Here is a 24593-nt window from a genome sequence, read left to right on the forward strand (position 1 = left end):
TGCTGAAAGAGAAAAGGCGGCCCACATGGAGCCGCCTTTCTGGCATCGGCATGACACCGCGCCGTGGTCCGCGAGCGTGGGAGGAGCGCTCCAGCGGAGAATGGACCGGACGGTTTGCCGTCCTGGTGATCAGATGATCGAACGCTGATGCGGACGGCGGCGCAGTTCGTCGCGCTTCAGGCCCATGGCTTCGAGGGAAGCGTCATCAAGTGACAGCAGCGCGCCGGTGGCATAGAGATCGGCTCGACGCTGGCGTGCTTCGACGAGGTTGTTCAGGGCGGTGCGCAGGAAAGACTGTGCCATCTTTCTGATCCTTTTCCGTTTGGGACACGAAGTTCGCGTCCTCCATGCTCCCTATATAGGCCTTGAAGAGCGGGTCAGGCAGGTGGCTTGGGGCACGGGAGATCTGCGTTTGCTGCATAGCAACATGAGGCTTGCCTGAAATTGTGGCGGTTCTGATCTCGCCTTGCGGCAATTGCCGCGAAACGATGCGCTGCTGGTGGTGAGGGCGCAGCGGGCTTGCTATAAGCGCAGTCAGAATCCGCAACCCATTGTGAGCACATCCATGTTTCAGTCCTATGAGGTCAAGTCCACGCCGCATCATGCCAAGTCGAGGATCGCCTTGCTCCGGGGGCTGTTTGGTGAACTTGGGATCGACGGACTGCTCGTGCCACGCTCGGATGAATATCTCGGCGAATATGTCCCCGAGTCGGCCGAACGGCTCTCCTGGGTGACAGGTTTCACCGGTTCTGCCGGGCTGCTGCTTGTCACCGAGACCCTGGCTGTGGTGTTCGTTGACGGCCGATACGTCACCCAGCTTGCCCAGCAGGTGGATGCTTCGGTGTTCACGCCGGGTGACCTCGTCGGCGAGCCGCCTCACAGATGGATAGAGAACCGGGCGGCCAAAGGTTTTCGGCTGGGCATCGATCCCTGGATGCACACCGGTGCAGAGGTCCGGCGTCTGGAAAAAGCGCTTGCGGATAAGGGCGGCAGTCTTGTGTTTCTGCCGTTCAACCCGATCGATCGTCTGTGGGCGGACCGTCCGGCCGAGCCCAAGGGCGCCGTGATCATCCAGGCGCTCAACCATGCCGGTGTCTCGGCGGCTGAAAAGCTCACGACGATCGCGGCTGACCTCACCGACAGAAATCTCGCAGCCGTCCTGATCGCCGATCCATCTTCGGTCGCCTGGATCTTCAATCTGCGTGGCAATGACGTCCCGCATACGCCGCACCCGCTATCGCGCGCCATCATCAAGTCGGATGGTTCTGCCGAACTCTTCCTCGACAGTGCCAAGACCAATCTGGACGTCGAAAGCTATCTGCGTGATCTGTGCGAGCAGGTCGATCCCGCCGTTCTCTCCGAGCGGCTGGAGCGGGTGGCCCGCGATGGTGCCCGTATCCTGGTTGATCCCGATCTTACACCCTATGCGCTCTCCCGCATGATCCGGGAGAGCGGCGGCGAGGTCGTCGAGGGCAATGATCCTGCCAAGCTCGGTCGCGCGGTCAAGAACATGGTCGAGCTCAACGGCTCGGCCGCCGCCCATCTGCAGGACGGCGTTGCCATGGTGGAGTTCCTGCACTGGTTCAACCAGCAACCCGCCGGCAGCCTGACTGAAATCGCGGCTGCCAGGAAACTCGAAGCGGTGCGCGCCGCAGTCGGTGAGCGGATGCAGAACCCGCTGAAGGACATCTCCTTCGACACGATTTCGGGTGCCGGTGAGAATGCCGCCATCATGCACTACCGGGTGACCAGCGAAAGTGATCGCCAGATCCGGTCCGGCGAGATGTTCCTGATCGATTCGGGCGCGCAGTATGTGAACGGCACCACTGACATCACCCGCACCCTTGCGGTCGGAGAGGTCCCGGATGAACAGAGGCGCTTCTTCACGCTGGCGCTCAAGGGCATGATTGCGATCAGTGCTGCGCGTTTCCCGAAGGGCACGCGGGGCTGCGATCTGGATCCCCTGGCGCGCATTGCACTGTGGAAGGCCGGGGCAGACTTCGCCCATGGCACGGGGCATGGCGTCGGGTCCTATCTGTCCGTCCACGAGGGGCCGCAGCGTATTGCCCGGCTTTCGACGCAGGAGCTTCTGCCCGGCATGATCCTCTCGAACGAACCGGGTTACTACCGCCCCGGCAATTTCGGGATCCGCATCGAAAACCTGATCTATGTGCGCGAGGCCGAGGCGATCGAGGGTGGCGATCAGCCTATGCTCGGTTTCGAGACGCTGACCTATGTGCCGATCGATCGCGCGCTGATCGTGGAAGATCTGCTGACGCGCGACGAGCTGCGCTGGCTCGATGCCTATCACGCCAAGACACGGGAAGAGCTGTTGCCGCTCATTTCAGATGCCGCCACGCGCGCCTGGTTGGAGCATGCAACGGCGCCGTTCGAGCGCTAAGGGATCAGCCGATCACCTGCCGCATCAGCATGACGGCGGCCCAGCCGCCGATCAGCATCGGAATGGCGGAGAAACGCAGGCCGATGAGAAGGGCCGCCGCCATGGCGGCCTTCACGTCGATTTGGCCGTAGAAGAAGGCGGGCGCGACAAGCGTCGTCAGCACCGCAGCCGGCACGGCATTCAGCGCAGCCTCCAGCCGGGGCGGCATGTTCTTTAGCCGCTTGACCAGCACATAGCCGGCGATCCGGGTGAGGAAGGTTGCAACGGCCGCAGCTGCGATCAGCAGCGTCATGTTGGGCGTCAGCCAGGTGCTCATCGGGCGACCTCCTCGACAGATTTCTCTGACGGGGGAAGAGGCAGGAGAGCTGCGAGCACGATGCCGGCCACAGCTCCAATGCTGATATGCCAGGGCGCGCCTACCACATGCTGGGCAGCGACGGAGACGACGGCACTTACGGCCACGATCAGCAGGAAATTGCCGCGCTTGCGGAAGCCGAGAACGAGGCCGAGGAAGTAGATCGGCAGCAGCACGTCGATCCCGTAGTCGGCGGGATTGCCGATGACGCTGCCAAGGGCGCCGCCAAGCGCGCTCATGGCGACCCAGGGAACGTAGATCATCGCGCCGAAGCCGAAATACCAGGGGAAGCTAACCTCCCGGCCGCTTTCACCGCGCGCCACGGCCTCGGCAAATTGTGGGTCGGTCAGCAGGAAGAAGCTGAGCAGTTTCTGCGGCAGGGTGAAGTGATCGATGAACGGGGTGAGGGCCGCCGAATAGAGGATGTGGCGGAAATTCACCGCCAGGATCGAGAGGATCACAACCCACATCGGCACGGCCTGGCCGAAAAGTTCGATGCCGACCAATTGGCTGGCGCCGGCATAGACGGTGGCGCTCATCAGCGCAGCTTCCGCAACCGTCTGGCCGTTCGCCACGGCGACCGCGCCGAAGAGAACGGCAAAGGGACCTGCGGAGATGATGACAGGCAGCGCCTTCAGCGCGCCTTCGGCAAAGGGGGATCGGGACATTATAGACTTCTCGCGTTCTTCTGCTGGCTAAAGCCTGTCGCTCTGATCGACAAACCAATTCCGCTGATGGAACGACGACCGCCATTGATGAATGGCATTGCCATCCGGACGGGATTTCCGTCTTGTCGAAAAGTCGCATCCGATGTGGAGAAAAGGCAGATGGAGAAGGATCTGATCAGTCGCGAGGACAGGGAGCGGCTGTTGCTCAAGGTTCAGCGTCATCTGTCCGATGAGGCCGAAACGGAGCTCGGGCGCTTCGAGGTCGAGACGCTGGTCGATCTGGTCGCCCGGCTAATCGGGCCGCATTACTACAACAAGGGACTGCGCGACGCGCAGGCGCTCATTGCCCGGCAGGTCGATCAGATCAACGATGCGCTCTACGAAATGGAGCGGCTGCCGGAGGCCTGACTATTTCTTCGGGCGGATCTGGAACGTGTGTTCCTGACCGGGGAAGACGCGCTCCTTCACCTCGGATGCATAATCGCTGGCGGCCTTGTCGATGACCTCGGCCAATTCGCTGTAATGCTTGACGAAGCGCGGTTTGAACTCGTTGAACAGGCCGAGCATGTCGTCGGAGACCAGGATCTGGCCATCGCAGGCCGGCGAGGCGCCGATGCCGATGGTGGCGGCTCTGACATTGGCCGAGATTTCCCGTGCCAAGGGCTCGACGGTGCCCTCGATGACCATGGCAAAGGCGCCGGCCTCGTCGATCGCCTTGGCGTCGCGGCGGATCTTGTCCTGCTCGGCTTCACTGTGGCCCTTGGAGCGGTAACCGCCCGACGTATTCACCTGTTGCGGCATCAGGCCGATATGGCCGAAGACCGGCACGCCGCGGGTGACCAGGAACTCCACGGTTTCGGCCATTTCGGCGCCACCCTCGAGCTTCACGCCGTCGCAGCCGGTTTCCTTCATCAGCCGAACAGCGTTGCGGAAGGCCTGCTCCTTGCTCTCCTGATAGGAGCCGAAGGGCAGATCGACGATCACGCAGGCGCGTGCGGTGCCACGCATCACGGCCTGACCGTGGGCGATCATCATGTCCATGGTCACGCCGACCGTCGTTTCCAGGCCGTAGAGAACCATTCCAAGGCTGTCGCCGACCAGAAGCAGGTCACAATGGCGGTCGAGGATCCGGGCGATGGGCGTCGTGTAGGCGGTCAGGGAAACGACCGGGCGGTTGCCCTTCAGTGCCGTGATGTCGGCGGGCGTCAGGCGCTTCTGGCGGGGTGGTGTGCTCATGTCAGGCGGCCTCCATGCCGGTGGCGGCCGCTTGGCCGATGATGCGGTTGTCGAGAAGCTTCGTCTTGCCGAAGCGGACATACAGAAGAACGAGGGCGGTGTCCTTCACCATATCGATCCGCTCGAGTGTTCGCGGGTCGCGGATGGCCACGACCTCCGGCTCGGCAAGCGGTTCGGTGCGGACGAATTCCAGAAGCCTTGTTTCCAGCGTCGCAACGTCCCTGATGCCGGTCCGCAGCAGGCGCTCGGCCTCGGCCAGGGTCTTCGGCACGATAACGGCGGCGGTGCGTTCGGCAGTCGAGAGATAGACATTGCGCGACGAGCAGGCGAGGCCATCGGCCTCGCGCACCGTTGCAACCGGGACGATGCGCACCGGTTGCGCCAGATCCTCGACCATCTTCCTGATGATCGTGACCTGCTGGTAGTCCTTCTCGCCGAAATAGGCGTTGTCGGGTTGCACGATGTTGAAGAGCTTGGTGACGACTGTGGCGACACCGGCGAAGTGGCCCGGCCGGGCTTCACCTTCGAGTTCGGATCCGAGCCTCGGAAGGTCCACCACCGTCTGCATAGGTTCCGGATACATGTCCTCAACGTCCGGTGCGAAGAGGAAATCAACGCCGGCCTCGTCCAGCATGGCGCTGTCGCGGGCGAGGTCGCGGGGGTATTTCTCCAGGTCCTCGTTCTTGCCGAACTGCAGCGGGTTGACGAAGATCGAGACCACGGTGACGTCGTTTTCAGACTTGGCACGGCCGACCAGGCTCAGGTGCCCCTGGTGGAGGTAACCCATGGTTGGCACGAAGCCGATGGTCTGGCCGGCACGGCGGCGAGGCAAGAGCTTCTGTCGCAAAGCGGCGATCGTGGTGACGACTTCCATGACCGGCGTCCTTCCTGTCTTGTCGTTGGCTCGGCTCTAGCGCTTGCCGCCAAAAAAGGCAATCGCACGAATCTGTTGCAGGCCTTTGCTCAGAAACCGATTCGCTTGCTGTCCGTGATCTCGACGCCTGCGTCGCGCATCGCAGTGATGGCGTCGTCCACGCCCTTTGTATCGATGCCTCGGCAGCCGTCGGCAATCAGGCGAACCTTCAGGCCCGGCAGCATGTCAACTGCATCGAGGGCTGAGAACTTCACGCAATAGTCCGTCGCAAGCCCCATCACGTCGAGTTCCGTCACACTCTTTGTCCTCAGCCAGTCTGCAAGACCCGTGAGCGCCGCCTTGTCGTTGTCACGGAAGGCGGAGTAGCTGTCGACATCAGGTTTCTCGCCCTTGCGCTGGATGAAGTCGATGCGTGCCGTTTCGAGATCCGGATGGAACTCCGCGTCCAGAGTGCCCTGGACACAGTGATCCGGCCACATGACCTGCGGTTGGCCGGACAATTCGCCCATATCGAAGGGGATCTTGCCCGGATGCTGGGAGGCAAAGCTGCCATGGTTGGCGGGGTGCCAGTCCTGTGACGCGACGATGAGGTCATAGGCGCCGCTTGCCATCAGGCGGTTGGCGACCGGCACGACCGCGTCGCCTTCCGCAACCGGCAGATTGCCGCCGGGGCAGAAGCCGTTCTGGATGTCGATCAGCAGAAGGGCCTTCGTCATGGTCGCGCTCCATTTCTTGTGCGGCGCAAGATGGCAATCGCGAGCCTTGTGATCAAGTGCAATCGGGAGATTTCCTCGCTGCTCCGCAGATGGAACACCTGTGCTGCCGCCATGTGCGACTCGCTTCATCGCTCGGGCGGTTGGCGGTGACGCATCGATCGGGAAGCAAGCCCAATTGATACTGCCGCGATGGTCGTGATGGACAAAGGGCAGGCCGCATCGGCTGGGGGATGAACTTTCCGCCGGCAGTTCATATGCGGGAAACTGCCCGGGAACCTGCCTGGGACAGGCTCACTTTTGGCACACTTCGGCGTGTCCGGCATTGCTGCGAAACGGAACGTTAACCATGTGATTCTAAACACATGCCGTAACGTGAGGATGTTTCGCATGAGTAGCCAAGCCATGAACGGCCAGAACAACCCGACCATCGCCTTCTTTCCACTCGCGAACCGTAGGGATCTGGTGCGCCGTTCCGCGATCGAACTTGATCGCCTGAATGGCTACGCGGCCACGGAGTTCTGGAAGACGACGTGCCGTGGGCTTGGCAACGAATTGCTCGCGCTCGGTTGCCCGGAAGAGGACATGCGCGCCGAGATCATGGATTTTCAGGCTGCCGTGCAGATAGAGCTCATGTGGCTGCACCGCGAGGAAGCCGCGCGGGGCTGAACTATCGGGCCGACTTCAGCTTGTGCCGCATCAGCGTGATGCCGCGTGCGACAAAGCGCGTAACTTCCAGATATGTCCGATAGGGCAGAACGGTCAGATAGCGCCAGCGTGAGAGCTTGTATTCCTTGATGTTGGCCTGAATTTGGGTCGGGTGCTCCGATCGCTGGCTTGCAACAAGAGGGTGGACGAAAGCCGCGCGCAAGCCGTCGAGATATTCCAGGTCGAAAGCGATGTCGTAGGCGAGTTTCATCGGCAGAAGCCGCTCCACGATCCAGGTTGCTGCTTTGCGGTTGACGATATAGGCGCCAGCCCCTTTTTCCCGTGTCAGGGCTATTGCGAGGCTTCGTCCGGACTTCAACTGTCGGAACGCAAATTTTTTTCCGTCGTTGACGGTGGTCAGCCGCAGGACATCCCAATCGTTGCGATGACAGCTGGCGAGATCGACGGTTTCGAGGAAATCCGGCTCGAAGGAGACGTCGTCTTCCAGTATCAACGCGATGTCTGCATCGCTGGCGAGAAACTGTCGTGCACATTCGACATGGCTCAGGTAGCAGCCGATTTCGGCCGGCGTGGTGCGCCGTCCGTGCAACAACCTGTAGCTCTTTTCGCTGAAATCCGGTGTCGGAAACGTGAGCTTTCGACCCTCCACCCCCGGAACACGCTGGAAGTCCAGGTCGGCGTGACCTGCCTTGCGCTCCATCGCGGCAAGACGGTCGGTCGCACCATCCATGTTGATCAGGTAGACCGCCATGGATAAGCGGCTTTCAGGCAGGAACTGCAAGTCGTGCTCCGCGGGAGAGGCCCTGTCGGGCCGTGAAGTCATAGGCCCGGCAGTCATAGCAATCCCCGCTTGGGCGTCAACTGAGTGCGCTCAACTGCCTGGGTCGAGAAACCCGCCCCGGATGTTCCACCGCATTCAATCTGCGATCCAAAACCTGTCACTTTGATCACCTCTTCGGCATCCGCAAGGTGCTCAAGGTGCGACTGTTCTCCACCTTTTCGCAATTTTGGTTGTTGGCAATGCCGACGATACGCTTGTCCATGGCCCGCGACGTCCCTAGAACTGCGGTTTCCGGCAGATATTCAACTCAACAGCGGCAAAGCCTTGGCCAAACTTCATTTCATCTATGCCACCATGAATGCTGGCAAATCGACGCTTCTTCTGCAGGCTGCCTACAATTACCGCGAACGCGGCATGCGGGTCGCAACGCTGATCAGCGCTTTGGACAACCGCGTCGGCAAAGGCTTCATCGGGTCACGGATCGGGCTCAGGGCCGAGGCTGACATCTTCGGTGCGCAGGACGACCTCTTTGCCGCGATCAAAGCCGATCACGAGACATCGCCGCTCTCCTGCGTCTTCATCGACGAGGCGCAGTTCATGACGACGGACCAGGTCTGGCAACTGGCGCGGATCGTCGACATGCTCGACATCCCGGTCATGGCCTATGGGCTGAGAACAGATTTTCGCGGCGAGCTCTTCCCCGGTTCCAAGGCGTTGCTCGCCATCGCCGACGAACTCACCGAGGCACGCTCGATCTGTCATTGTGGCCGCAAGGCGACCATGGTGGTGCGCATGGGCGAAGACGGCAAGGCGCAGAAGGACGGCGCTCAGGTGCTTATCGGTGGAAACGAGACCTATACCTCGCTTTGCCGGCGTCACTGGCAGCGCGCCTTTGCTGCGGAAGAGGTTTACTCAGCGGCCTGAGGATCATTCAGGGGCGCCAGACGGCGCCACCTGTTCTTCGATCTTGGTGTTCACGCCAGCTCGACAAATCCGTCCAGCACCCGTTTCTGTCCGGCGCGATCGAAGTCGATCGTCAGTTTGTTGCCCTCGATCGCAGAAACATTGCCGTTACCGAACTTGATGTGGAAGACGCGATCGCCCACCGAGAAGCGGGATGGTTCCGACGTCTTGGACTTGGCGACCAGTTCCCCGTCGATGGTCTTGGCGCGCGGGCCGCTTTCGCCGTAACCGATGCGCTCCACCGCATGGCCTGAGCGGTTGCCCCAGTTGTCGCGCGTGGCATCGGTCTTGTTGGCCTGGGCGCGCTTCCAGCCCGGTGTCGAATAGCTGTTCTGAAAGGGTTCCTGCTTGTCGAAGCGCGACTGGCCGTAGGGGTTGCGACCGTAACCGCCAAAGCTGCCAGAGGTTTCATCATATTCTGCGTGTGCAGAAGGTAGCTCTTCAAGGAAACGCGACGGTTGCGTCGATTGCCAGAGGCCGTGAATCCGGCGATTCTCGACAAACCAGATATGGCATCGACGTTTGGCACGCGTGATGCCGACATAGGCGAGACGGCGCTCTTCTTCGAGGCCGGCACGACCGCCTTCGTCGAGAGCACGCTGGTGAGGGAACAGACCTTCCTCCCAGCCGGGCAGGAAAACGGTTTCGAATTCCAGACCTTTGGCCGAGTGCAATGTCATGATGGATACGGCATCCATATCGGCGTTTTGCTCGGCATCCATGACCAATGCTACGCGCTCTAAATAGGCACGCATGCTTTCCTCTTGGTCCATTGAACGAATGAGTTCCTTAAGATTGTCCAATCGTCCCTGAGCTTCCGCTGACTTGTCGTTCTGCCACATGGCCGTGTAGCCGCTCTCGTCGAGGATCTGCTCGGCGAGTTCGGTGTGCGGTGTGTTTTCGAGAAGAGACTGCCAACGGCGAAAGTCGGCGACCACGTCAAAGAGCGCCTTGCGGGCCTTGGGCTTCAACTCGTCCGTGTCGATGATGTCGGCCGCTGCCGCAAGCATCGGGATGTTGCGGGCGCGGGCATAGTCATGCAGGTTTCGGATTGTCGTGTCGCCGAGGCCTCGCTTCGGCGTATTGACGATGCGCTCGAAGGCAAGGTCGTCGGCTGGCTGGCAGACCAGGCGGAAGTAGGCCATGGCATCGCGGATTTCGAGGCGCTCGTAGAAGCGCGGGCCACCGATGACGCGGTAGTTGAGACCGAGCGTCACGAAGCGGTCTTCGAATTCGCGCATCTGGAAGGAAGCGCGCACCAGGATCGCCATATTGTTAAGCGGATGCTGCTGGCGCTGGAGCTGTTCAATTTCCTCGCCGACGGCACGGGCTTCCTCTTCCGAATCCCATGCCTTGTGTACCACGACTTTACCGTCGTTCGGATCGACTCGGTCGGTGAACAGCGTCTTGCCAAGCCGACCTTCATTGTGGGCGATCAGGTGGCCGGCGGTACCCAGGATATGTTCGGTGGAGCGATAATTGCGCTCGAGCTTGATCACCTTGGCGCCCGGAAAGTCCTTCTCGAAGCGCAGGATGTTATCGACTTCGGCGCCGCGCCAGCCATAGATCGACTGATCGTCGTCACCGACGCAGCAGACATTCTGCGGCACGCCCGGAGGGCGCTGGGCAAGCAGCCTGAGCCACATGTACTGGGCCGTGTTGGTGTCCTGATACTCGTCGACCAGAACGTATTTGAAGCGCTGGTGGTATTCCTTGAGAACGTCCGGGTTCGCCTTGAACATCCGGATCGGATGCAGCAGCAAGTCGCCGAAATCACAGGCATTCAAGGTCTTGAGGCGGGCCTGATAGGCGGCATAGAGTTCGCGGCCCTTGCCATTGGCAAAGGCGCGGGCATCTCCCTCGGGGATCTGTGCGGGGTCGAGGCCCTTGTTCTTCCAGCCGTCGATCATCTGGGCGAACTGCTTTGCCGGCCAGCGCTTGTCGTCGAGGCCTTCGGCCTGGATGATCTGCTTGATCAGCCGCACGACATCGTCGGTGTCGAGAATGGTGAAATCGGAGGAGAGGCCGACGAGCTCGGCGTGCCGACGCAGCAGCTTAACGCCGATCGAGTGGAAGGTGCCGAGCCAGGGCATGCCTTCGACGGCGCCGCCAACGAGATGGCCGATACGCTCCTTCATCTCGCGGGCGGCCTTGTTGGTAAAGGTCGCCGCGAGGATCTGGCTGGGAAAGGCACGACTGGTCGCGAGGATATGGGCGATGCGGGTCGTGAGCACGCGGGTCTTGCCGGTGCCTGCACCCGCGAGAACGAGCACGGGGCCATCGACGGTTTCGACCGCCTCGCGCTGCTCGGGATTGAGGCCGGAGAGGTAGTCGGGCGCACGGGCCTGGTCGCGGGCTGCCATGGCGCGGGCCGCAATGCCGAGGCCGCCGCCCGCAGGTGCGCCTGCACTCGGGGCAGCGGGCGTAGCCGGCTTGCGCGGCGCAGGCTCTTCATCGAAGAAGGGTATGTCGTCGAAACCGTTACTCATGCGGCTCAATGTAGTGATTCGGATTGGAAAGGCCAGTGATGGCGTTCTGGTTTCATTCCACCAATGCCCTTGCACACGGGTTTTTGCGTGAGCCTCAACATGGCACGATGTTCTGTGTGGTTTCGCCCTGCGCAGCCCCAGGTTGACGATCGTCATCACGCCGCTGTGAAAACGCGCGAGATTACAATTCGGTAAGCTTGTTCTTCCGGCATTGCCACTTTCTGTTTGTATCCGATACTAGCTGCTACCCAATTCAGTTCTCGGAGTTCCAAATGCCTCTCTGGAAGCAAGCCGCCGTCAGTATCCTGCTGCTTTTCATCGGACTGTGCTCCTGGATCTACCTGTCGCCAGGGGCAGGGCAGACGCTGATTGGCATGGGTGTGCCGCAGGCGCTCGTGGCGCTGGTTTCATCTGGTGAGGCAGAGGGCCCAGGGGGCGGGCAGGCGCCTCAGGGAAATGCGCGGCAGGCACAGGGCCAAGGTCAAGGTGGCCAGAATCAGGGCGGCCAGAGGCGTGGCAGCCAGGCCATTCTGGTCGCGACGCAGCCGGTCACGATCGGCACGGTGAATGATCGTCTCGGCGCCATCGGCGACGGCGAGGCCATCGAGGCGGTGACCGTGATGCCGCAAACATCAGGGATGATCTCGGAGATCCTGGTCGCCTCCGGACAGTCGGTGAAGAAGGGCGATGTGATTGCCCGCCTCGACCGCGAAGAGCAGCTGATCCTGCGGGACCTCGCTGCCGTCGCGCTGCGCAGCGCCCGGGAAAAGGCCGAGTCCTACCGTAATCTGCAGAGCTTTTCGCGTCTTGATGTGCTCGATGCGAAGATCGCCGAAGAGCAGGCGCAATTGCAACTCACCACGGCGGAACTGAACCTCAAGCGGCGCGATATCGTGGCGCCTATCGATGGCATGATCGGGATCATCGGTGTGAGTGTCGGCGATAATGTCACCAACAGCAGCGCCATCGTCTCGCTCGACAATCGGACGCAGTTGCTCATCGACTTCTGGGCACCGGAACGTTTCGCGGTGGCGGTGAAGCCCGGCATGCCCGTCGAGGCGACGTCCGTTGCGCGTCCGGGCCAGACGTTCTCGGGGGAGGTCGAAGCCGTCGACAACCGCGTGGACGAGGCCAGCCGTACAATCCGGATACGGGCCAGGATCGACAATCCCGACGACGTGCTGCGGGCGGGCATGTCGTTCAACGTCGTCATGCGGTTCGCAGGAGACCGTTATCCCGCAGTCAATCCGCTGGCCGTGCAATGGGACGGCGAAGGATCCTTCGTGTGGCAGATCGTCGATGCCAAATCCGTCAAGACCCGTGTCCGCATCATTCAGCGCAACTCCGACCAGATCCTGGTCGATGCTCCGCTCAAGGATGGTGATATCGTTGCCGTCGAGGGGCTGCAGCGGGTTCGCGAAGGCGGAGCCGTCGAAGTTGCCGGAGCCGAGAAAGTCCCGTCCGAGGAGGTCGCCACGCGATGAGTACAACCGAAACCGGATCCGAACAGTCTGGCCGCAGTTTTACGGCTCTCTTCGTCCGCCGGCCGGTGCTGGCGGCCGTCCTCAACACGCTCCTCGTGGTCGCCGGGCTTGCAGCCCTTGCGGGCATCGAGATCCGCGAACTGCCTGACGTCGACCAGCCGGTCATCACTGTCAGCACCGATTACGACGGTGCCTCGGCCGAAACCATGGATCAGGAGGTGACGCGGGTCATCGAAGGGGCCGTCGCACGGGTGAGCGGCATGAAGTCCATGTCCTCGCGTTCGGAATTCGGCTCCAGCCGCACGACACTGGAATTCGGCGATACGGTCGATCTTGCTGTTGCGGCCAACGACGTGCGCGATGCTCTCGGACGCGTGCAGAACCAGTTGCCGGATGATGCCGAGGAGCCGCGGATCGTCAAGGCGGACGCAGATTCCCAGCCGATCATGCGGTTGGCCGTGACCTCCAGCACGCTGTCGATGGAAGATCTGACCCTGCTGGTCGAAAACGAGATCTCCGACCGGCTGGCGGCCGTGGAGGGCGTTGCCGATGTCCAGGTCTATGGCGACCAGGAGAAGGTCTTCCGCATCGACGTCAACCAGGCGGCTCTTGCGGGTCGTGGTCTGACGGTCGCGAACCTGGCCACAGGGCTGCAGAACGCATCGCTGGACGTGCCGGCTGGTTCGCTGCAGTCGCAGACCCAGGATATCGTCGTACGGGCCACCGCAAACCTGACTTCGGTCGAGGATTTCGAGAATGTCCTGATCGGAGACCGGATCAGGCTCGGTGATGTGGCCACTGTCACGCTGGGTCCCGACGAAGGCTCGACATCACTCCGCTCCAACGGGGTGCCCGGGGTCGGGCTTGGGGTCATCCGTCAGGCGCAATCGAACACGCTCAACATCTCGGCCGGTGTTCATGCGGCCGTGGACGCCATGGCAGCTGCGTTGCCGGAGGGCACACGTGTGGTTGTCACCAGCGACGATGCGGTATTCATCCAGGGCGCCTTGCACGAGGTGGAACTGGCGCTCGGTCTCTCCGCCGCGATCGTGCTTGTCGTTCTCTATCTTTTCCTCAGAGATTGGCGAGCAACGCTGATCCCGGCGCTGACCATGCCGGTGGCGCTGATCGGTACGCTGGTTGCCATCTATCTCGTCGGCTTCTCGATCAATATCCTGACCCTGCTCGCGATCGTGCTGGCCACCGGCCTGGTGGTCGATGATGCGATCGTTGTGCTGGAGAATATCGTACGTCGCCGGTCCGAAGGCATGGGGCCGCGTGCGGCGGCTGTGCTCGGAACACAGGAGGTGTTCTTTGCGGTTCTTGCGACAACGGCGACGCTCGCCGCCGTCTTCGTGCCGCTTTCCTTTCTGCCGGGGCAGCTCGGTGGGCTCTTCCGGGAGTTCGGTTTCGTTCTCGCCTTTGCCGTGCTTCTGTCGTCGGTGACGGCCCTGACACTGTGTCCGATGATGGCATCGCGCATGCTGTCTCGCCCTGCGGATCACAACAAGGGGCTGCTGGGCGCCTTCGGCTCGCTGTTCGCCGCCGCCTACAAACGCAGCCTGCACGCCTGTCTCGGCAATCCCATGGTGGTGGTCGTTGTTGCGGTGATGTTCTCGGCAGCCGCCTATGGCGCCTTTACCGCGATCCGCAGCGAATTGACGCCACGGGAAGATCGCTCGATGGTGATGATGCGTCTCACCACGCCGCAGGGCTCCAGCCTCGCCTATACGCGCGACCAGTTGCAGCGGGTGGAGGAAAATCTTCAGCCGCTTCGCGACAGCGGCGAGATCCAGAACATCTTCTCGATCTCCGGTCAGGGGGCTTCCAACAGCGCCTTCATGGTCATGACGCTTGCACCATGGTCTGAGCGGGCGCGTACGCAGGATCAGATCGTGCAGGACGTAAACGCCGCAGCGGCTCGTGTGCCGGCCCTGCGCGGCAACGTGTTCCAGAGCAACAGTCTGCGGATTAGGGGCGCCGGAAACGGGCTGCAGATGGCCCTTGTCGGCTCGACACATGACAAGCTGACGGGGGCAGCCCTGCAGGTTATCGAGCAGATGCGCGACCGCCCGGAGTTCCAGACACCGCGCCTCGACAACGAGCCGACGCAGGCCCAGATCTCCGTTACCATCGACCGCGAACGCGCCTCAGACCTCGGGATCGACATCGGAGCAATCGGTGCCTCGCTCCAGGCACTGCTGGAAGGCCGTTCCGTCACCGATGTCTTCGTCGACGGAAACGCGATCCCGGTCCGCCTCGTTTCGAGTACCCAGCCGATCAACGATCCGACAGACCTGGAGAACATCTTCCTGACCACCTCGGACGGGCGGGTGGTGCCCATGTCGACCATTGCAACACTTGAGGAAAAGGTGGTCTCTCCGACGCTCAACCGCGAGCAGCAACTGGCATCGGTCTCCTTCTCCGCCGGTCTTGCCGATGGCGTGACACTTGGGGATGCGGTGCAGGCGGTGACCGAAATCGCGCAACCACTGCTGCCGCCAGGATCGCGGCTCATTCCGCTCGCCGAAGCCGCGACGCTGGAGGAGAACAGCTACGGGATGGCACTGACCTTCGGCTTTGCGATCGCCATCATCTTCCTGGTGCTCGCAGCGCAGTTTGAGAGCATCGTCTCTTCGTTGATCATCATGGCGACGGTGCCCCTTGGTCTTGCCTGTGCCGTCTTTGCTCTAGTCGTCACCGGTTCGACATTGAATGTCTACAGCCAGATCGGTCTGGTCCTGCTGGTGGGTGTCATGGCGAAAAACGGCATCCTGATCGTCGAATTCGCCAACCAGCTGCGTGACAGGGGGCTTTCCGTGCGCGAGGCGATCGAGAACGCCTGCACCATACGGCTTCGTCCTGTGATGATGACGATGATCGCAACCGTTCTCGGAGGCGTGCCGCTGGTGCTCGCCCAGGGAGCCGGTGCTGAGGCGCGCATTGCGCTAGGATGGGTGATCGTTGGAGGGCTCGGCGTGGCCACCCTGGTGACGCTGTATATCACGCCCGTCGCCTACCTTCTGCTCGCCCGCTTCTCCAGGCCTCACGCCCATGAGGAGGCGCGCCTGAAGACCGAGCTTGACGATGCGACCCTGAAGATCGCCAATGATCCCGGTGCTCCGCCACGGATTGCCGCCGAATGAGCAAGGCGCGCCGGTCGTGCGGCGCGCGCATTCGCCGTCTGGACAATTGCCTGACGCTATCCCATAGCAGGTCGCATCGGCGGTTTGCCGCTGAGACCCATTGCAGTTTCGGGAGGTGCGGATGGCCCGCAAGGATGTGATCGACGGACGGCGCAACGAGGACGGCATCGCGCAGGCGTTGCCGATCCTGAAGCAGCGATTTGGCGAGCGTTTCCAGACGGGGCAGTCCTTCCGCGAGCAACACAGCCATACCACGACCTATCTGCCCTCGCAGCGACCCGACGGCGTGGTTTTCGTCGAGGGGAGCGACGAGGTGCGGGAGGTTGTCCGCATCTGCGCCGAGCATCGCGTGCCAATTGTCGCCTTCGGCACGGGGTCGTCGCTTGAGGGACAGGTCAATGCGCCCTGTGGCGGCATTTCGGTCGATTTCAGCCGGATGAACAGAATTCTATCGGTGAATGCCGAGGATCTGGACTGCACTGTGGAGCCGGGCGTCACGCGGGAAGATCTGAACACCTACCTCAGGGATACCGGGCTGTTCTTCCCGATCGATCCGGGTGCGAATGCCTCGCTCGGCGGCATGACGGCAACGCGCGCGTCCGGCACCAATGCCGTGCGCTATGGCACGATGAAGGACAATGTCCTGGCACTCACCGTGGTCACGGCCGATGGCGCGGAAATCCGGACGGCGCATCGGGCGCGAAAATCCTCGGCGGGATATGATTTGACGCGGCTCTTCGTGGGATCTGAGGGCACGCTCGGGCTTATCACCTCAATCACGCTGCGCCTGCAGGGCATTCCGGCGAAGATCGCTGGTGGTGTCTGCGCCTTCCCGTCACTGGAGGATGCCTGCAATGCGGTGATCATGACCATCCAGATGGGCATTCCGGTGGCGCGCATCGAACTGCTCGACGAGATGCAGATCCGCGCCTGCAACGCCTATTCGAGGCTTTCTTATGCCGAGCGTCCGACCTTGTTCGTCGAGTTCCACGGCACCGAGGAGACAGTGGCGCTGCAGGCGGCGCAATTCGGCGAGATCGCGGCTGAATTCGGGGGCGGAGATTTTGTCTATACCGCCAATGCCGAGGAACGCAGCCAGCTTTGGAAGGCCCGCCACAATGCCTATTGGGCGAGCCGCGCGCTTGCGCCGGAATTGGCCGCGCTGTCCACCGATGTCTGCGTGCCGATCTCGCGGCTGGCGGAATGCGTGGCGGAGACGCAGGCCGATATCCGCGAACAGGGCTTTTTAGCGCCGATCGTCGGCCATGCCGGTGACGGCAATTTCCATGTCCTCCTGCTCTTCAACGACAAGGATCCGGCAGATGTGCAGAAGGCGGAAGCCTTTATCGAGCGGTTGAACGGGCGGGCGCTCGCCATGGACGGGACCTGTACGGGGGAGCACGGGATCGGGCAGGGCAAGATCAGCTATCTCGAGCAGGAGCTCGCCTCGGCGATGCCGACGATGCGGGCGATCAAGGCCGGCCTCGACCCGCACAACCTCTTCAATCCCGGCAAGATCTTTCGCCTGTGAGTGCAAGAGCTTGCGGGTTGCCCTGCCGGTGAATTGCGTTACCCTCTCGGCCGTAATCAAGGGAGTGGCATTCAGTGCTCGGACGTATACTGGCAACGCTCGGCGGACTTCTGGTGGTTGCGCTCTTCTCTGCGCTGCTTGCCCCGCTTTTCGTCGACTGGACCAATTTCCGTCAGAAATTCGAAGATCATGCCAGCCAGTTGCTCGGCAAGAAGGTCGTGGTGCATGGCGCGGTGAGTGCGCGGCTGCTGCCATTTCCCTCGGTGACAATGGAGGATGTGACTGTCGGCGCGGATGTTGACGGCACGCCGCTCGTCCGCGTGGCACGGTTCTCTCTCGATGCGGAGCTTGCCCCCTTCCTGTCGGGTGAGGCGCGCATCTTCGATATGCGCATCGAGGAGCCAAAGGCACGCATCCGGCTTCTTCAGGATGGCACCCTGGACTGGTTGCGCGGCAGTAAACCCAGCATCCCCGCGCGCACCGTCGTTCTCGAAAAGCTCTCGATCACCGGAGGGACGATCGAGTTCATCGATCAGCAATCCGGCCGTGACAGGACCCTGACGGATCTCGATGTGGCCATCTCGGCCCGCACGCTTGCGGGGCCGTGGTCCGTGGAGGGGCGTGCTGCGCTTGATGGTGAAGCCGGCAGTTTTACGTTGCACACATCGGAGCCAACCGGCACTGCGCTGCCGCTGCGCTTGCGGATTGAGCCGGAGGTGAGGCCGTTTGATCTGCAGCTCGAGGGCGAGGTGGCGATTGAAGCGGGCAAGCCCCATTACGCTGGAACCTTCGGTTCGACGTGGAAGGTCGCAACGGCTCAAGAGACCGTGGAACCCGGCCAGAAGCCTGCTCCGGCACCACGGGTTCGCGGCGAGTTCAAGCTGGCGAATGACAGCGTCACCATCCCGAGCTACCGGCTCGAGCTCGGCGACGCGACCGATCCCTATGTGATCACGGGTGAAGCGAAGCTCGATACGGGCGCCAACCCCGAATTTCTGCTGACTGCGGAAGGACAGCAGGTCGACGTGAACCGGCTGGCGGCCGACGGAAGCCGGGCGAAGACATCCCGCAACGGGGCCATATCCGTCCAGCAGCGCATGGCGCTGTTGCTCGCGACGGCGGCCAGGATCCCGATCCCCAAGGTTCCGGGACGCGCAACGCTGCGTCTGCCGGCGATTGTTGCCGGCGATACGGTGTTCCGCGACCTGCAGCTTGATGTTCGTCCGGCCGGCGACGGCTGGACAGTGGACAAGGCGGTTGGTGTCCTGCCAGGTCGCACGCAGGTGGAAGCCAGTGGCCGGCTGGTGCTCGTCGGCACCCCTTCCTTCGAAGGCCGGCTGCTTGTCGCATCGACCCAGCCTTCGGGGCTGGCGACTTGGATTTCGGGTCGAGTGGATCCAGCGATCCGGAGCCTCGCTTCGGCCGGGTTTTCCGCATCCGTCAATCTGACCCCCGAGCTGCAACGCTTCGAAAATCTGGAACTGGCTATCGGCGCGGAGCCCTTGAGGGGGCGGATCGAAAGGGAAGGACGCAATGGGGAGGTGGCGAGCCTTTCCGTCGACTTGGCGGGCGAGGGGCTCGACCTTGATGCGGCACGTGCGATCGCCGCGCTGATCGTCGGTGAAGATGCTGAAAGACACCTGCTGGCTGAACGGGTCGCAGCACGGTTGAAAGTCGATGCACTGAGGGCCTTCGGGGTTACGGCGGAGGATGTGGAAGCCATCGCGACCTACCAGGCCGGCCAGTTGGCAGTCGAACGTCTGAACCTTGGCAGCGTTGCCGGCAGCCAAATCCGGATCCGGGGCAGCCTGCGCGACACGGAAAGCCAGCCAATCGGGGAGGGCGAGATCGATATCGTCTCGACCGATTCTGGGCCCTTCCTCAACCTGTTGCGTGATCGTCTGCCGGGCAGCCCGCTCATCAGCCGGCTGGCGGCAAGTGCTGGCTGGTATCAGGAGAGCGACCTGAAGGCCAAGGTCTCCGTCCTGGAATCCGGTGCCGTCAGCCTGGAGGCGAACGGACGCGTCAACAACAGTGGCCTTTCGCTGAAGGCCGGCGCTGCGGATCTTGCAGCGCTGGTTTCGAGTGGTGCAAGAACAATCGACATACGGCTAGAAAACGAGGAGGCACAGGTCCTACTGGGACAGGCGGGTTTCGATCCGCTGCCATGGGACATCGGCGAAGGGGGCGTGCTGACGCTTGCGATCAATGCCGCCGGTGACGGGAATGCCGACCTCGTGGCCCGTTTTGCGGGAAGCCGCACGACCCTGGACGCGACGGGACAACTCACGTCCTTCGACACGTCTCGCCTGCTTGACGGCGCCTGGGAGGTCTCTGTCGATAGCGCCGATCTCGGTCCCTACCTGATGTCGCTTGGGCTCGCGCTTCCCGAAGCAGCGACGGGCGTGCCGGTTGCTGGCTCATCCCGCTTTTCCCTCGCCGACGACGGTCTTGTGATCGACAGCCTGGCGGGCAGCATTGCCGGGCAGACTGTGACAGCTGCGGGGCGGGTCGATTTGACCGGGACCGTTGCGTCGGCTGTCGGAACAGTCGCTCTCGAGGAGATGGATCTGGAATGGCTTGCCGAGGCCGTACTGGGTCCTGTGCGCGATCCTGCTACCGGTGATCTTTCGGGTGCGGCGCTCAGTCCCCAGGCGCTGCCTTTCGATCTCGATCTCGACCTGACGGCCAAGCGTATCTGGCCCGGAATCGGCGAGGCGATGACCGATTTATCCGGAAAGCTCACCAACAAGGCCGGCGAACTTTCACTCGACGAGGTCTCTGCTGGATGGCTCGGCGGTACGGTGACGGGGCGGCTCTCCGTTGCGAATGCGGAGGGCAACGGCTTCCTGCAGGCGCGACTTGATCTAGTCGACGGCGATCTGGCCCGGGCCCTGGATACCTTGCGCGTCGAGCGCGGTCTCGTCGCGACCGGCAATCCGACAGGCCGGATGGAGATCACCTTTGTCGGGGAGGGCGGGGGCAATACGGCTGCCAGCCTGATTGGTGCGGCAAGCGGCTCCGGGGAGGTTCGCCTCAAGTCCCTGGTCGTCGAGAATCTTGACCTTTCCGTCATGCCGAGCCTGCTTGCCGAAGCCGACGCGATTGGCACCGAGATCAACCAGGAGAAGGTGAAGGCTCTGGCGGACGCTCAGGTGTCCGCCGGGAGCTCGGCGCTCGGAGACCTGACCCTGCCATTCGCTCTGTCGGATGGGACGCTGCGGGTTCAGGCGGCGAGCCATCAGACAGCGCAGGCGCGCCTTGATGGCGCGGCCCGCCTCGATTTGCGTTCCGGTTTGCTGGATGCTGAAGTCGGTGTTGCGCTGGATCCCGGTGACGCGGGCATGGAAGGGGCGGAACCGAACTTCCGCATTGCGCTTACCGGTCCGGCATTACAGCCGGAGCGCATTCTCGATGTTACCGAACTCACCAATTTCTTCTCCCTGAGGGCTTTCGAGGCCGAACGGCGGCGGGTCGAGGCGCTTCAGGCCAGTGTGCTTGAAAAGCAGAGGCTGCGGCGTGAGGCGGCCCTGGCACGCGCTCGCGACGAGGAGCGCGCCCGCGCAGAGGTGGAGCGCCGGCTGATCGAGGAAGAGGCCCGAGTGAAGGCAGAGGAAGAGGCTGCCGCTGCGGCACAAGCGGCAGCAGCTGCAGCAGCAGCAGCGCCGCTCGTCGATACGCCGCCGGTGCCATCTGAACCACGTTCGCAGGATGCGCCGGGTGATCTGACGACCGAAACCGTCCCGCCTGCCGCCGTCTTGCCTGTGGCGCCCAGCGAACGGGTTGTCCGCCAGCCCCTCCCGGAGATGCGGTTCGAGGGCTTGCCCGGCGTGGACTGACACCAGCCCATCGCCGGATGTCTGGCCGTCCGGCCTACAGCGCCTGAGGGCTGCCTTGCGCGCGCGACTTCTTGAGTTCCTGCAGCACGAAGAGACGCAGCGCCGAAGACAAGTTCGAACCGACCGGGCGATCCTCATCGATACTGGCAATCAGAGCCGCAAAGCTCATGCCACGCTCGGCTGCCATCAATTTCAATTCGTGGAGAAAGGGATCCTCGACGGAAAAGCTCGTCCTGTGGCCGTGAAGTGTGATCGAACGCTTGCGGATCATGGCGGGCACCGTCGGCAACAGTCGGACATGGGGTCGTGCCCCGTTGGAGGCCGGATCGGTTTCAGTCCTGCTCCGGCTTCTCGATGCGTCCCTGCTCATGCAGGCGCGCCGCCATCTCGTTCTCGGCCCGGGTCAGGCTCTTCTCGATCTTTGTCCGGCCATGGCTGATGCGATTCTGCTCGGCTGTCGCTTCGCGTTCGCTGCGCGCCTTGGCCTTGCGGAACTGGCGGAGATTGACGACGTCTGCAGCCATTGTCGGTTCCTCGATGAAATAGGCCGGAGCGAGGTCCGGCCTGTTCGTCATGGGCTCACTGCTTCTTGCGGAAGGCGTCGAGCGAGACGACAGAGCCTTCCTTCTTCTCGTCGCCCTTCGCCGCTTCTGCGTCCTCCGGCTTGGCAACGGCTTCCAGCGGATAGGCCGTGATTTCGGCCTCCGTCTCTTCCTCGTCGGCCAGCGGCACGTCGAATTCCAGTTCGAAGTTCACCGACGGATCGTAGAAGCCACGGATGGCGTTGAATGGGATTACGAGCTTTTCCGGGGTGTCGGAGAAGGAAAGGCCGATTTCGAACTGGCTGTCCGTGACCTTGAGGTCCCAGAACTGGTGCTGGATGACGATCGTCATCTGTTCTGCATACTTCGATTTGAGATGCTGGGAGATCCGTACGCCCGGCGCGCCGGTCAGGAAGGTGATGAAGAAATGATGGTCACCCGGCAGCCGGGCGGTCGCCGCAACCTCGGTCAAAACCTTGCGGATGACACTCCGCAGTGCGTCCTGGGCCAGAATGTCGTAGCGAATATGGTCGTGCCCCATCAGATCCCTGCTTTCCTAATCATGCCGATTTTCAGCGGCTTATGCCATGGCGCGGCGATGCGGAAAAGCCCCGCCGCGTGAAACTGGTTCGGCGAATGTACATCAAATATCGGGCTGCGGGTAGCAGCGAAATCCGACGCAAAGTCACGGATGAGAGAAGGGGGAGAGTTAGGTGAAGGCTTCTGTTGCCAGGTGCCTTCGGACCCCGCCTTGAGGGGCTAACCCCAAGGACTTAGAGCGGGTTTCCCGCACCGCCATTAGGCAGCGAGAGCGTAACCCTTAGCGTTGTTGTCGTTTGCAACTACACTTGTGACCCGATAACGGCGGTATCATGCCGAGCAAAAGTTCGATCTTTACGCCCTTGTCGATCCTATTTCGCCCCCATCAAAAGCCGGTCCGAAGAGACTTCGTCACCGACCGGCTTTTGGTGGAGGCGCCGGGTACCGCCCCCGGGTCCAATAGGTTTATTACACCGACCGTTTATTGCCATAGCCGGAGCAAGCCCCGGCATGGCTGATATAGGTGTTTCCGTGCCCGATGAAAAGAGGGCGGATGCACAATCGGACGGGCCCCGCTTCAACGGTCACCTGCACTGGTTGCGAAAGACGATGTAGTCGCCGGTCTGATCACTGAAATACTTGATCACGTAGCCCTTCTGGCCGCCGTCACCGACCGGCACCCTGCATCGCAGTCCCCATTGGGTCTGTCGGCAGGCTTCGACGAGGAAGCACTGTCCGACGGCGAACTTGCCGATCACGGGGCTCTTCATGTCTTCCTTCGAGCGGATGTTGAGCTGATTGAGGGCCTGGACGCGGACCGGTCCGGATGCCGTGCGCGGCGGCGTGACGTCTGCTGCCTGGGCGCAGAGATCATTGTCGTAGCGGCGATAGCAGTTTTCGCGGCGACCGGTGGCAGGCTTTTGGGCCTGGGCCGGGGTGCCGATGCGCTGACCGCTCGCCGGCTTCAGGGTGACCAGACTGCCGTCGTTCAACTGTCCTGCCAGCACACCGCGCCCCGCCTGCAATGTGGCGATACGAAAGTTGTTCATTCCCATAATGGTCACGCTGTTGCCGTTCGCAGCCCAGCTCCAGGCAAACGACATCGGTCCAACGCAGGTGAAGGTGGTCGCCTTCAACTGGCCACCCATCGCCTGACCAGAAAGGTTTATCTTGCAGGCCCCGAGCGGGCCGCCCTCGACGACCCAGTCGCCGACATAGGCTTGCGGCGACTGCGCAGCGGCCGGCGCCGACAGGGCCAGTAGCCCCAGAATCAGTGAGATTGCCGCAATCGCCGAATGCCTGATCATGCTGTCCTCCGTCTTTCGCGGCGCCAAGCACTGCAGGCCGCATGGAAGGTGCATGCATCAATGATGCCCGCGCGGCTTCAAAGTCCAAACTCTGCAGGCATCGGCGTCGAGACGTCTCAGGGCTGGCAGTCTCATCGATCCATCGACATATGCGCGCTTCGAACGGGGAAAAACTTCCGACCGCATTGGATCACTGCAGCGGAGGCGGTAGTATGTAGTCAACAGCGACTCATGATGGACCCCCATGCACCAGTATCACGACCTCCTTCGCCACGTGCTGGAGAATGGTAGCGACCGCGGCGACCGTACCGGTACTGGCACGCGCTCCGTCTTCGGCCACCAGATGCGTTTCGACCTCGCCGACGGATTTCCAGTTGTCACGACCAAGCGGCTGCACCTGAAGTCGATCATCCATGAGCTGCTCTGGTTCCTGAAGGGCGACACCAACATCCGGTACCTCAAGGAGAACGGGGTCAGCATCTGGGACGAGTGGGCGGATGAAAATGGCGATCTCGGCCCGGTCTACGGCGCGCAGTGGCGCTCCTGGCCAGACTATGACGGCGGGCACATCGACCAGATGGCGCGGCTCATCGAGGGCCTCAAGACCAATCCGAATTCGCGTCGGCACATTGTGACCGCCTGGAATCCGGCGCTTGTCGACGAAATGGCGTTGCCGCCCTGCCATTGCCTGTTCCAGTTCTACGTGGCGGACGGGCGTCTCTCCTGTCAGCTCTACCAGCGTTCTGCCGACATCTTCCTCGGCGTACCCTTCAACATCGCATCCTATGCGCTGCTGACGATGATGATGGCGCAGGTCACGGGGCTGGAACCGGGCGAATTCGTGCATACGCTCGGCGACGCGCATCTTTATGCCAACCATTTCGACCAGGCGAAGCTGCAATTGACGCGCACGCCGAAGGCGCTTCCTGTCATGAAGCTCAATCCCGAGGTCAAGGATCTCTTTTCGTTCAGGTACGAGGACTTCACGCTGATCGGCTACGAGGCCGATGCCAGCATCCAGGCACCGATCGCCGTCTAGGCGAGGCGAGGGCATA

At 62.2% G+C, this 24593-nt stretch carries 21 protein-coding genes and 1 other RNA gene; 9 read left to right on the forward strand and 13 right to left on the reverse strand.

What is annotated here, in order from left to right; genetic code table 11:
• Window positions 1–129: 129 nt before the first annotated feature.
• The gene (locus J2045_RS11700; RefSeq protein ID WP_166602325.1) at window positions 130–303 is read right to left on the reverse strand and encodes a hypothetical protein; all 174 of its coding nucleotides are present in this window, start codon (window positions 301–303) and stop codon (window positions 130–132) included.
• A gap of 262 nt (window positions 304–565) precedes the next feature.
• Between J2045_RS11700 and J2045_RS11705 the strand changes: the two genes are divergently transcribed.
• On the forward strand, window positions 566–2401 hold the full coding sequence (locus J2045_RS11705; protein WP_307372946.1) for an aminopeptidase P family protein: 1836 nt from the start codon (window positions 566–568) through the stop codon (window positions 2399–2401).
• A gap of 4 nt (window positions 2402–2405) precedes the next feature.
• Here the strand turns inward: J2045_RS11705 and J2045_RS11710 are convergent, their stop codons facing one another.
• Together J2045_RS11710 and J2045_RS11715 are read right to left on the reverse strand one after the other, a co-directional pair.
• Window positions 2406–2717 carry an AzlD family protein gene (locus J2045_RS11710; protein ID WP_307372947.1) on the reverse strand — a complete coding sequence of 104 codons (312 nt, stop codon included), beginning with the start codon at window positions 2715–2717 and terminating at the stop codon, window positions 2406–2408.
• Window positions 2714–3424, reverse strand: a complete 711-nt coding sequence (locus J2045_RS11715) for an AzlC family ABC transporter permease (RefSeq protein ID WP_307372948.1) — start codon at window positions 3422–3424, stop codon at window positions 2714–2716. Before J2045_RS11715 ends, J2045_RS11710 begins: the two co-directional genes overlap by 4 nt.
• A 159-nt stretch (window positions 3425–3583) precedes the next feature.
• Between J2045_RS11715 and J2045_RS11720 the strand changes: the two genes are divergently transcribed.
• Window positions 3584–3832 (forward strand): DUF2164 domain-containing protein, encoded by a 249-nt coding sequence (locus J2045_RS11720; RefSeq protein WP_307372949.1) that lies wholly within the window; start codon window positions 3584–3586, stop codon window positions 3830–3832.
• Here J2045_RS11720 and panB read toward each other — a convergent pair whose 3' ends face one another.
• The 3 genes from panB to pncA all read right to left on the reverse strand — a co-directional run bounded on the left by panB (window position 3833) and on the right by pncA (window position 6250).
• Complete coding sequence (panB, locus tag J2045_RS11725; protein WP_307372950.1) at window positions 3833–4660, reverse strand: 3-methyl-2-oxobutanoate hydroxymethyltransferase; 828 nt, start codon at window positions 4658–4660, stop codon at window positions 3833–3835.
• A gap of 1 nt (window position 4661) precedes the next feature.
• On the reverse strand, window positions 4662–5534 hold the full coding sequence (gene panC, locus J2045_RS11730) for a pantoate--beta-alanine ligase (protein WP_166602331.1): 873 nt from the start codon (window positions 5532–5534) through the stop codon (window positions 4662–4664).
• Window positions 5535–5623: 89 nt separating this feature from the next.
• The gene (gene pncA / locus J2045_RS11735) at window positions 5624–6250 is read right to left on the reverse strand and encodes a bifunctional nicotinamidase/pyrazinamidase (protein WP_166602332.1); all 627 of its coding nucleotides are present in this window, start codon (window positions 6248–6250) and stop codon (window positions 5624–5626) included.
• A gap of 387 nt (window positions 6251–6637) precedes the next feature.
• Here pncA and J2045_RS11740 point away from each other — a divergent pair, with 387 nt between their 5' ends.
• Window positions 6638–6916: a DUF6074 family protein gene (locus tag J2045_RS11740; protein ID WP_166602333.1), complete on the forward strand. Its 279-nt coding sequence runs from the start codon at window positions 6638–6640 to the stop codon at window positions 6914–6916.
• Window position 6917: 1 nt separating this feature from the next.
• On the opposite strand, the gene J2045_RS11745 is transcribed toward J2045_RS11740, so the two are convergent.
• Window positions 6918–7697: a glycosyltransferase family 25 protein gene (locus J2045_RS11745; protein WP_307372953.1), complete on the reverse strand. Its 780-nt coding sequence runs from the start codon at window positions 7695–7697 to the stop codon at window positions 6918–6920.
• Between the two features lie 324 nt (window positions 7698–8021).
• On the opposite strand from J2045_RS11745, the gene J2045_RS11750 reads away from it, so the two are divergent.
• Entirely contained in the window at window positions 8022–8621 is a 600-nt protein-coding gene (locus J2045_RS11750; RefSeq protein ID WP_307372954.1) for a thymidine kinase, read from the forward strand.
• 50 nt (window positions 8622–8671) lie between these two features.
• Here J2045_RS11750 and J2045_RS11755 read toward each other — a convergent pair whose 3' ends face one another.
• Window positions 8672–11149, reverse strand: coding sequence for an ATP-dependent helicase (locus tag J2045_RS11755; protein WP_307373315.1), 2478 nt, complete (start codon window positions 11147–11149; stop codon window positions 8672–8674).
• A gap of 272 nt (window positions 11150–11421) precedes the next feature.
• On the opposite strand from J2045_RS11755, the gene J2045_RS11760 reads away from it, so the two are divergent.
• The 4 genes from J2045_RS11760 to J2045_RS11775 all read left to right on the forward strand — a co-directional run bounded on the left by J2045_RS11760 (window position 11422) and on the right by J2045_RS11775 (window position 21149).
• On the forward strand, window positions 11422–12633 hold the full coding sequence (locus J2045_RS11760) for an efflux RND transporter periplasmic adaptor subunit (protein WP_307372955.1): 1212 nt from the start codon (window positions 11422–11424) through the stop codon (window positions 12631–12633).
• Window positions 12630–15779: an efflux RND transporter permease subunit gene (locus J2045_RS11765; RefSeq protein WP_307372956.1), complete on the forward strand. Its 3150-nt coding sequence runs from the start codon at window positions 12630–12632 to the stop codon at window positions 15777–15779. The genes J2045_RS11760 and J2045_RS11765 overlap by 4 nt, the downstream gene beginning before the upstream one ends.
• Before the next feature lie 121 nt (window positions 15780–15900).
• The gene (locus J2045_RS11770; protein WP_307372958.1) at window positions 15901–17310 is read left to right on the forward strand and encodes an FAD-binding oxidoreductase; all 1410 of its coding nucleotides are present in this window, start codon (window positions 15901–15903) and stop codon (window positions 17308–17310) included.
• Window positions 17311–17384: 74 nt separating this feature from the next.
• Window positions 17385–21149, forward strand: a complete 3765-nt coding sequence (locus tag J2045_RS11775; protein ID WP_307372959.1) for an AsmA family protein — start codon at window positions 17385–17387, stop codon at window positions 21147–21149.
• Window positions 21150–21183: 34 nt separating this feature from the next.
• On the opposite strand, the gene J2045_RS11780 is transcribed toward J2045_RS11775, so the two are convergent.
• From J2045_RS11780 to J2045_RS11800, 5 genes are all read right to left on the reverse strand, one after another.
• Window positions 21184–21420 carry a ribbon-helix-helix domain-containing protein gene (locus tag J2045_RS11780; RefSeq protein WP_307372960.1) on the reverse strand — a complete coding sequence of 79 codons (237 nt, stop codon included), beginning with the start codon at window positions 21418–21420 and terminating at the stop codon, window positions 21184–21186.
• Between the two features lie 61 nt (window positions 21421–21481).
• A complete protein-coding gene (locus J2045_RS11785; protein WP_307373317.1) occupies window positions 21482–21673 on the reverse strand; it encodes a DUF4169 family protein in 192 nt (63 codons plus the stop codon).
• 55 nt (window positions 21674–21728) lie between these two features.
• The gene (locus J2045_RS11790) at window positions 21729–22232 is read right to left on the reverse strand and encodes an SspB family protein (RefSeq protein ID WP_307372961.1); all 504 of its coding nucleotides are present in this window, start codon (window positions 22230–22232) and stop codon (window positions 21729–21731) included.
• A 171-nt stretch (window positions 22233–22403) separates the two neighbouring features.
• Window positions 22404–22780: a transfer-messenger RNA gene (gene ssrA, locus J2045_RS11795) on the reverse strand.
• 35 nt (window positions 22781–22815) lie between these two features.
• Window positions 22816–23538, reverse strand: coding sequence for an SH3 domain-containing protein (locus J2045_RS11800; RefSeq protein WP_307372963.1), 723 nt, complete (start codon window positions 23536–23538; stop codon window positions 22816–22818).
• Window positions 23539–23782: 244 nt separating this feature from the next.
• On the opposite strand from J2045_RS11800, the gene J2045_RS11805 reads away from it, so the two are divergent.
• Window positions 23783–24577, forward strand: a complete 795-nt coding sequence (locus J2045_RS11805) for a thymidylate synthase (RefSeq protein ID WP_307372964.1) — start codon at window positions 23783–23785, stop codon at window positions 24575–24577.
• Window positions 24578–24593: the final 16 nt, after the last annotated feature.

It is taken from the genome of Peteryoungia aggregata LMG 23059, assembly GCF_030814435.1.
Taxonomy (GTDB): Bacteria; Pseudomonadota; Alphaproteobacteria; order Rhizobiales; family Rhizobiaceae; genus Allorhizobium; species Allorhizobium aggregatum.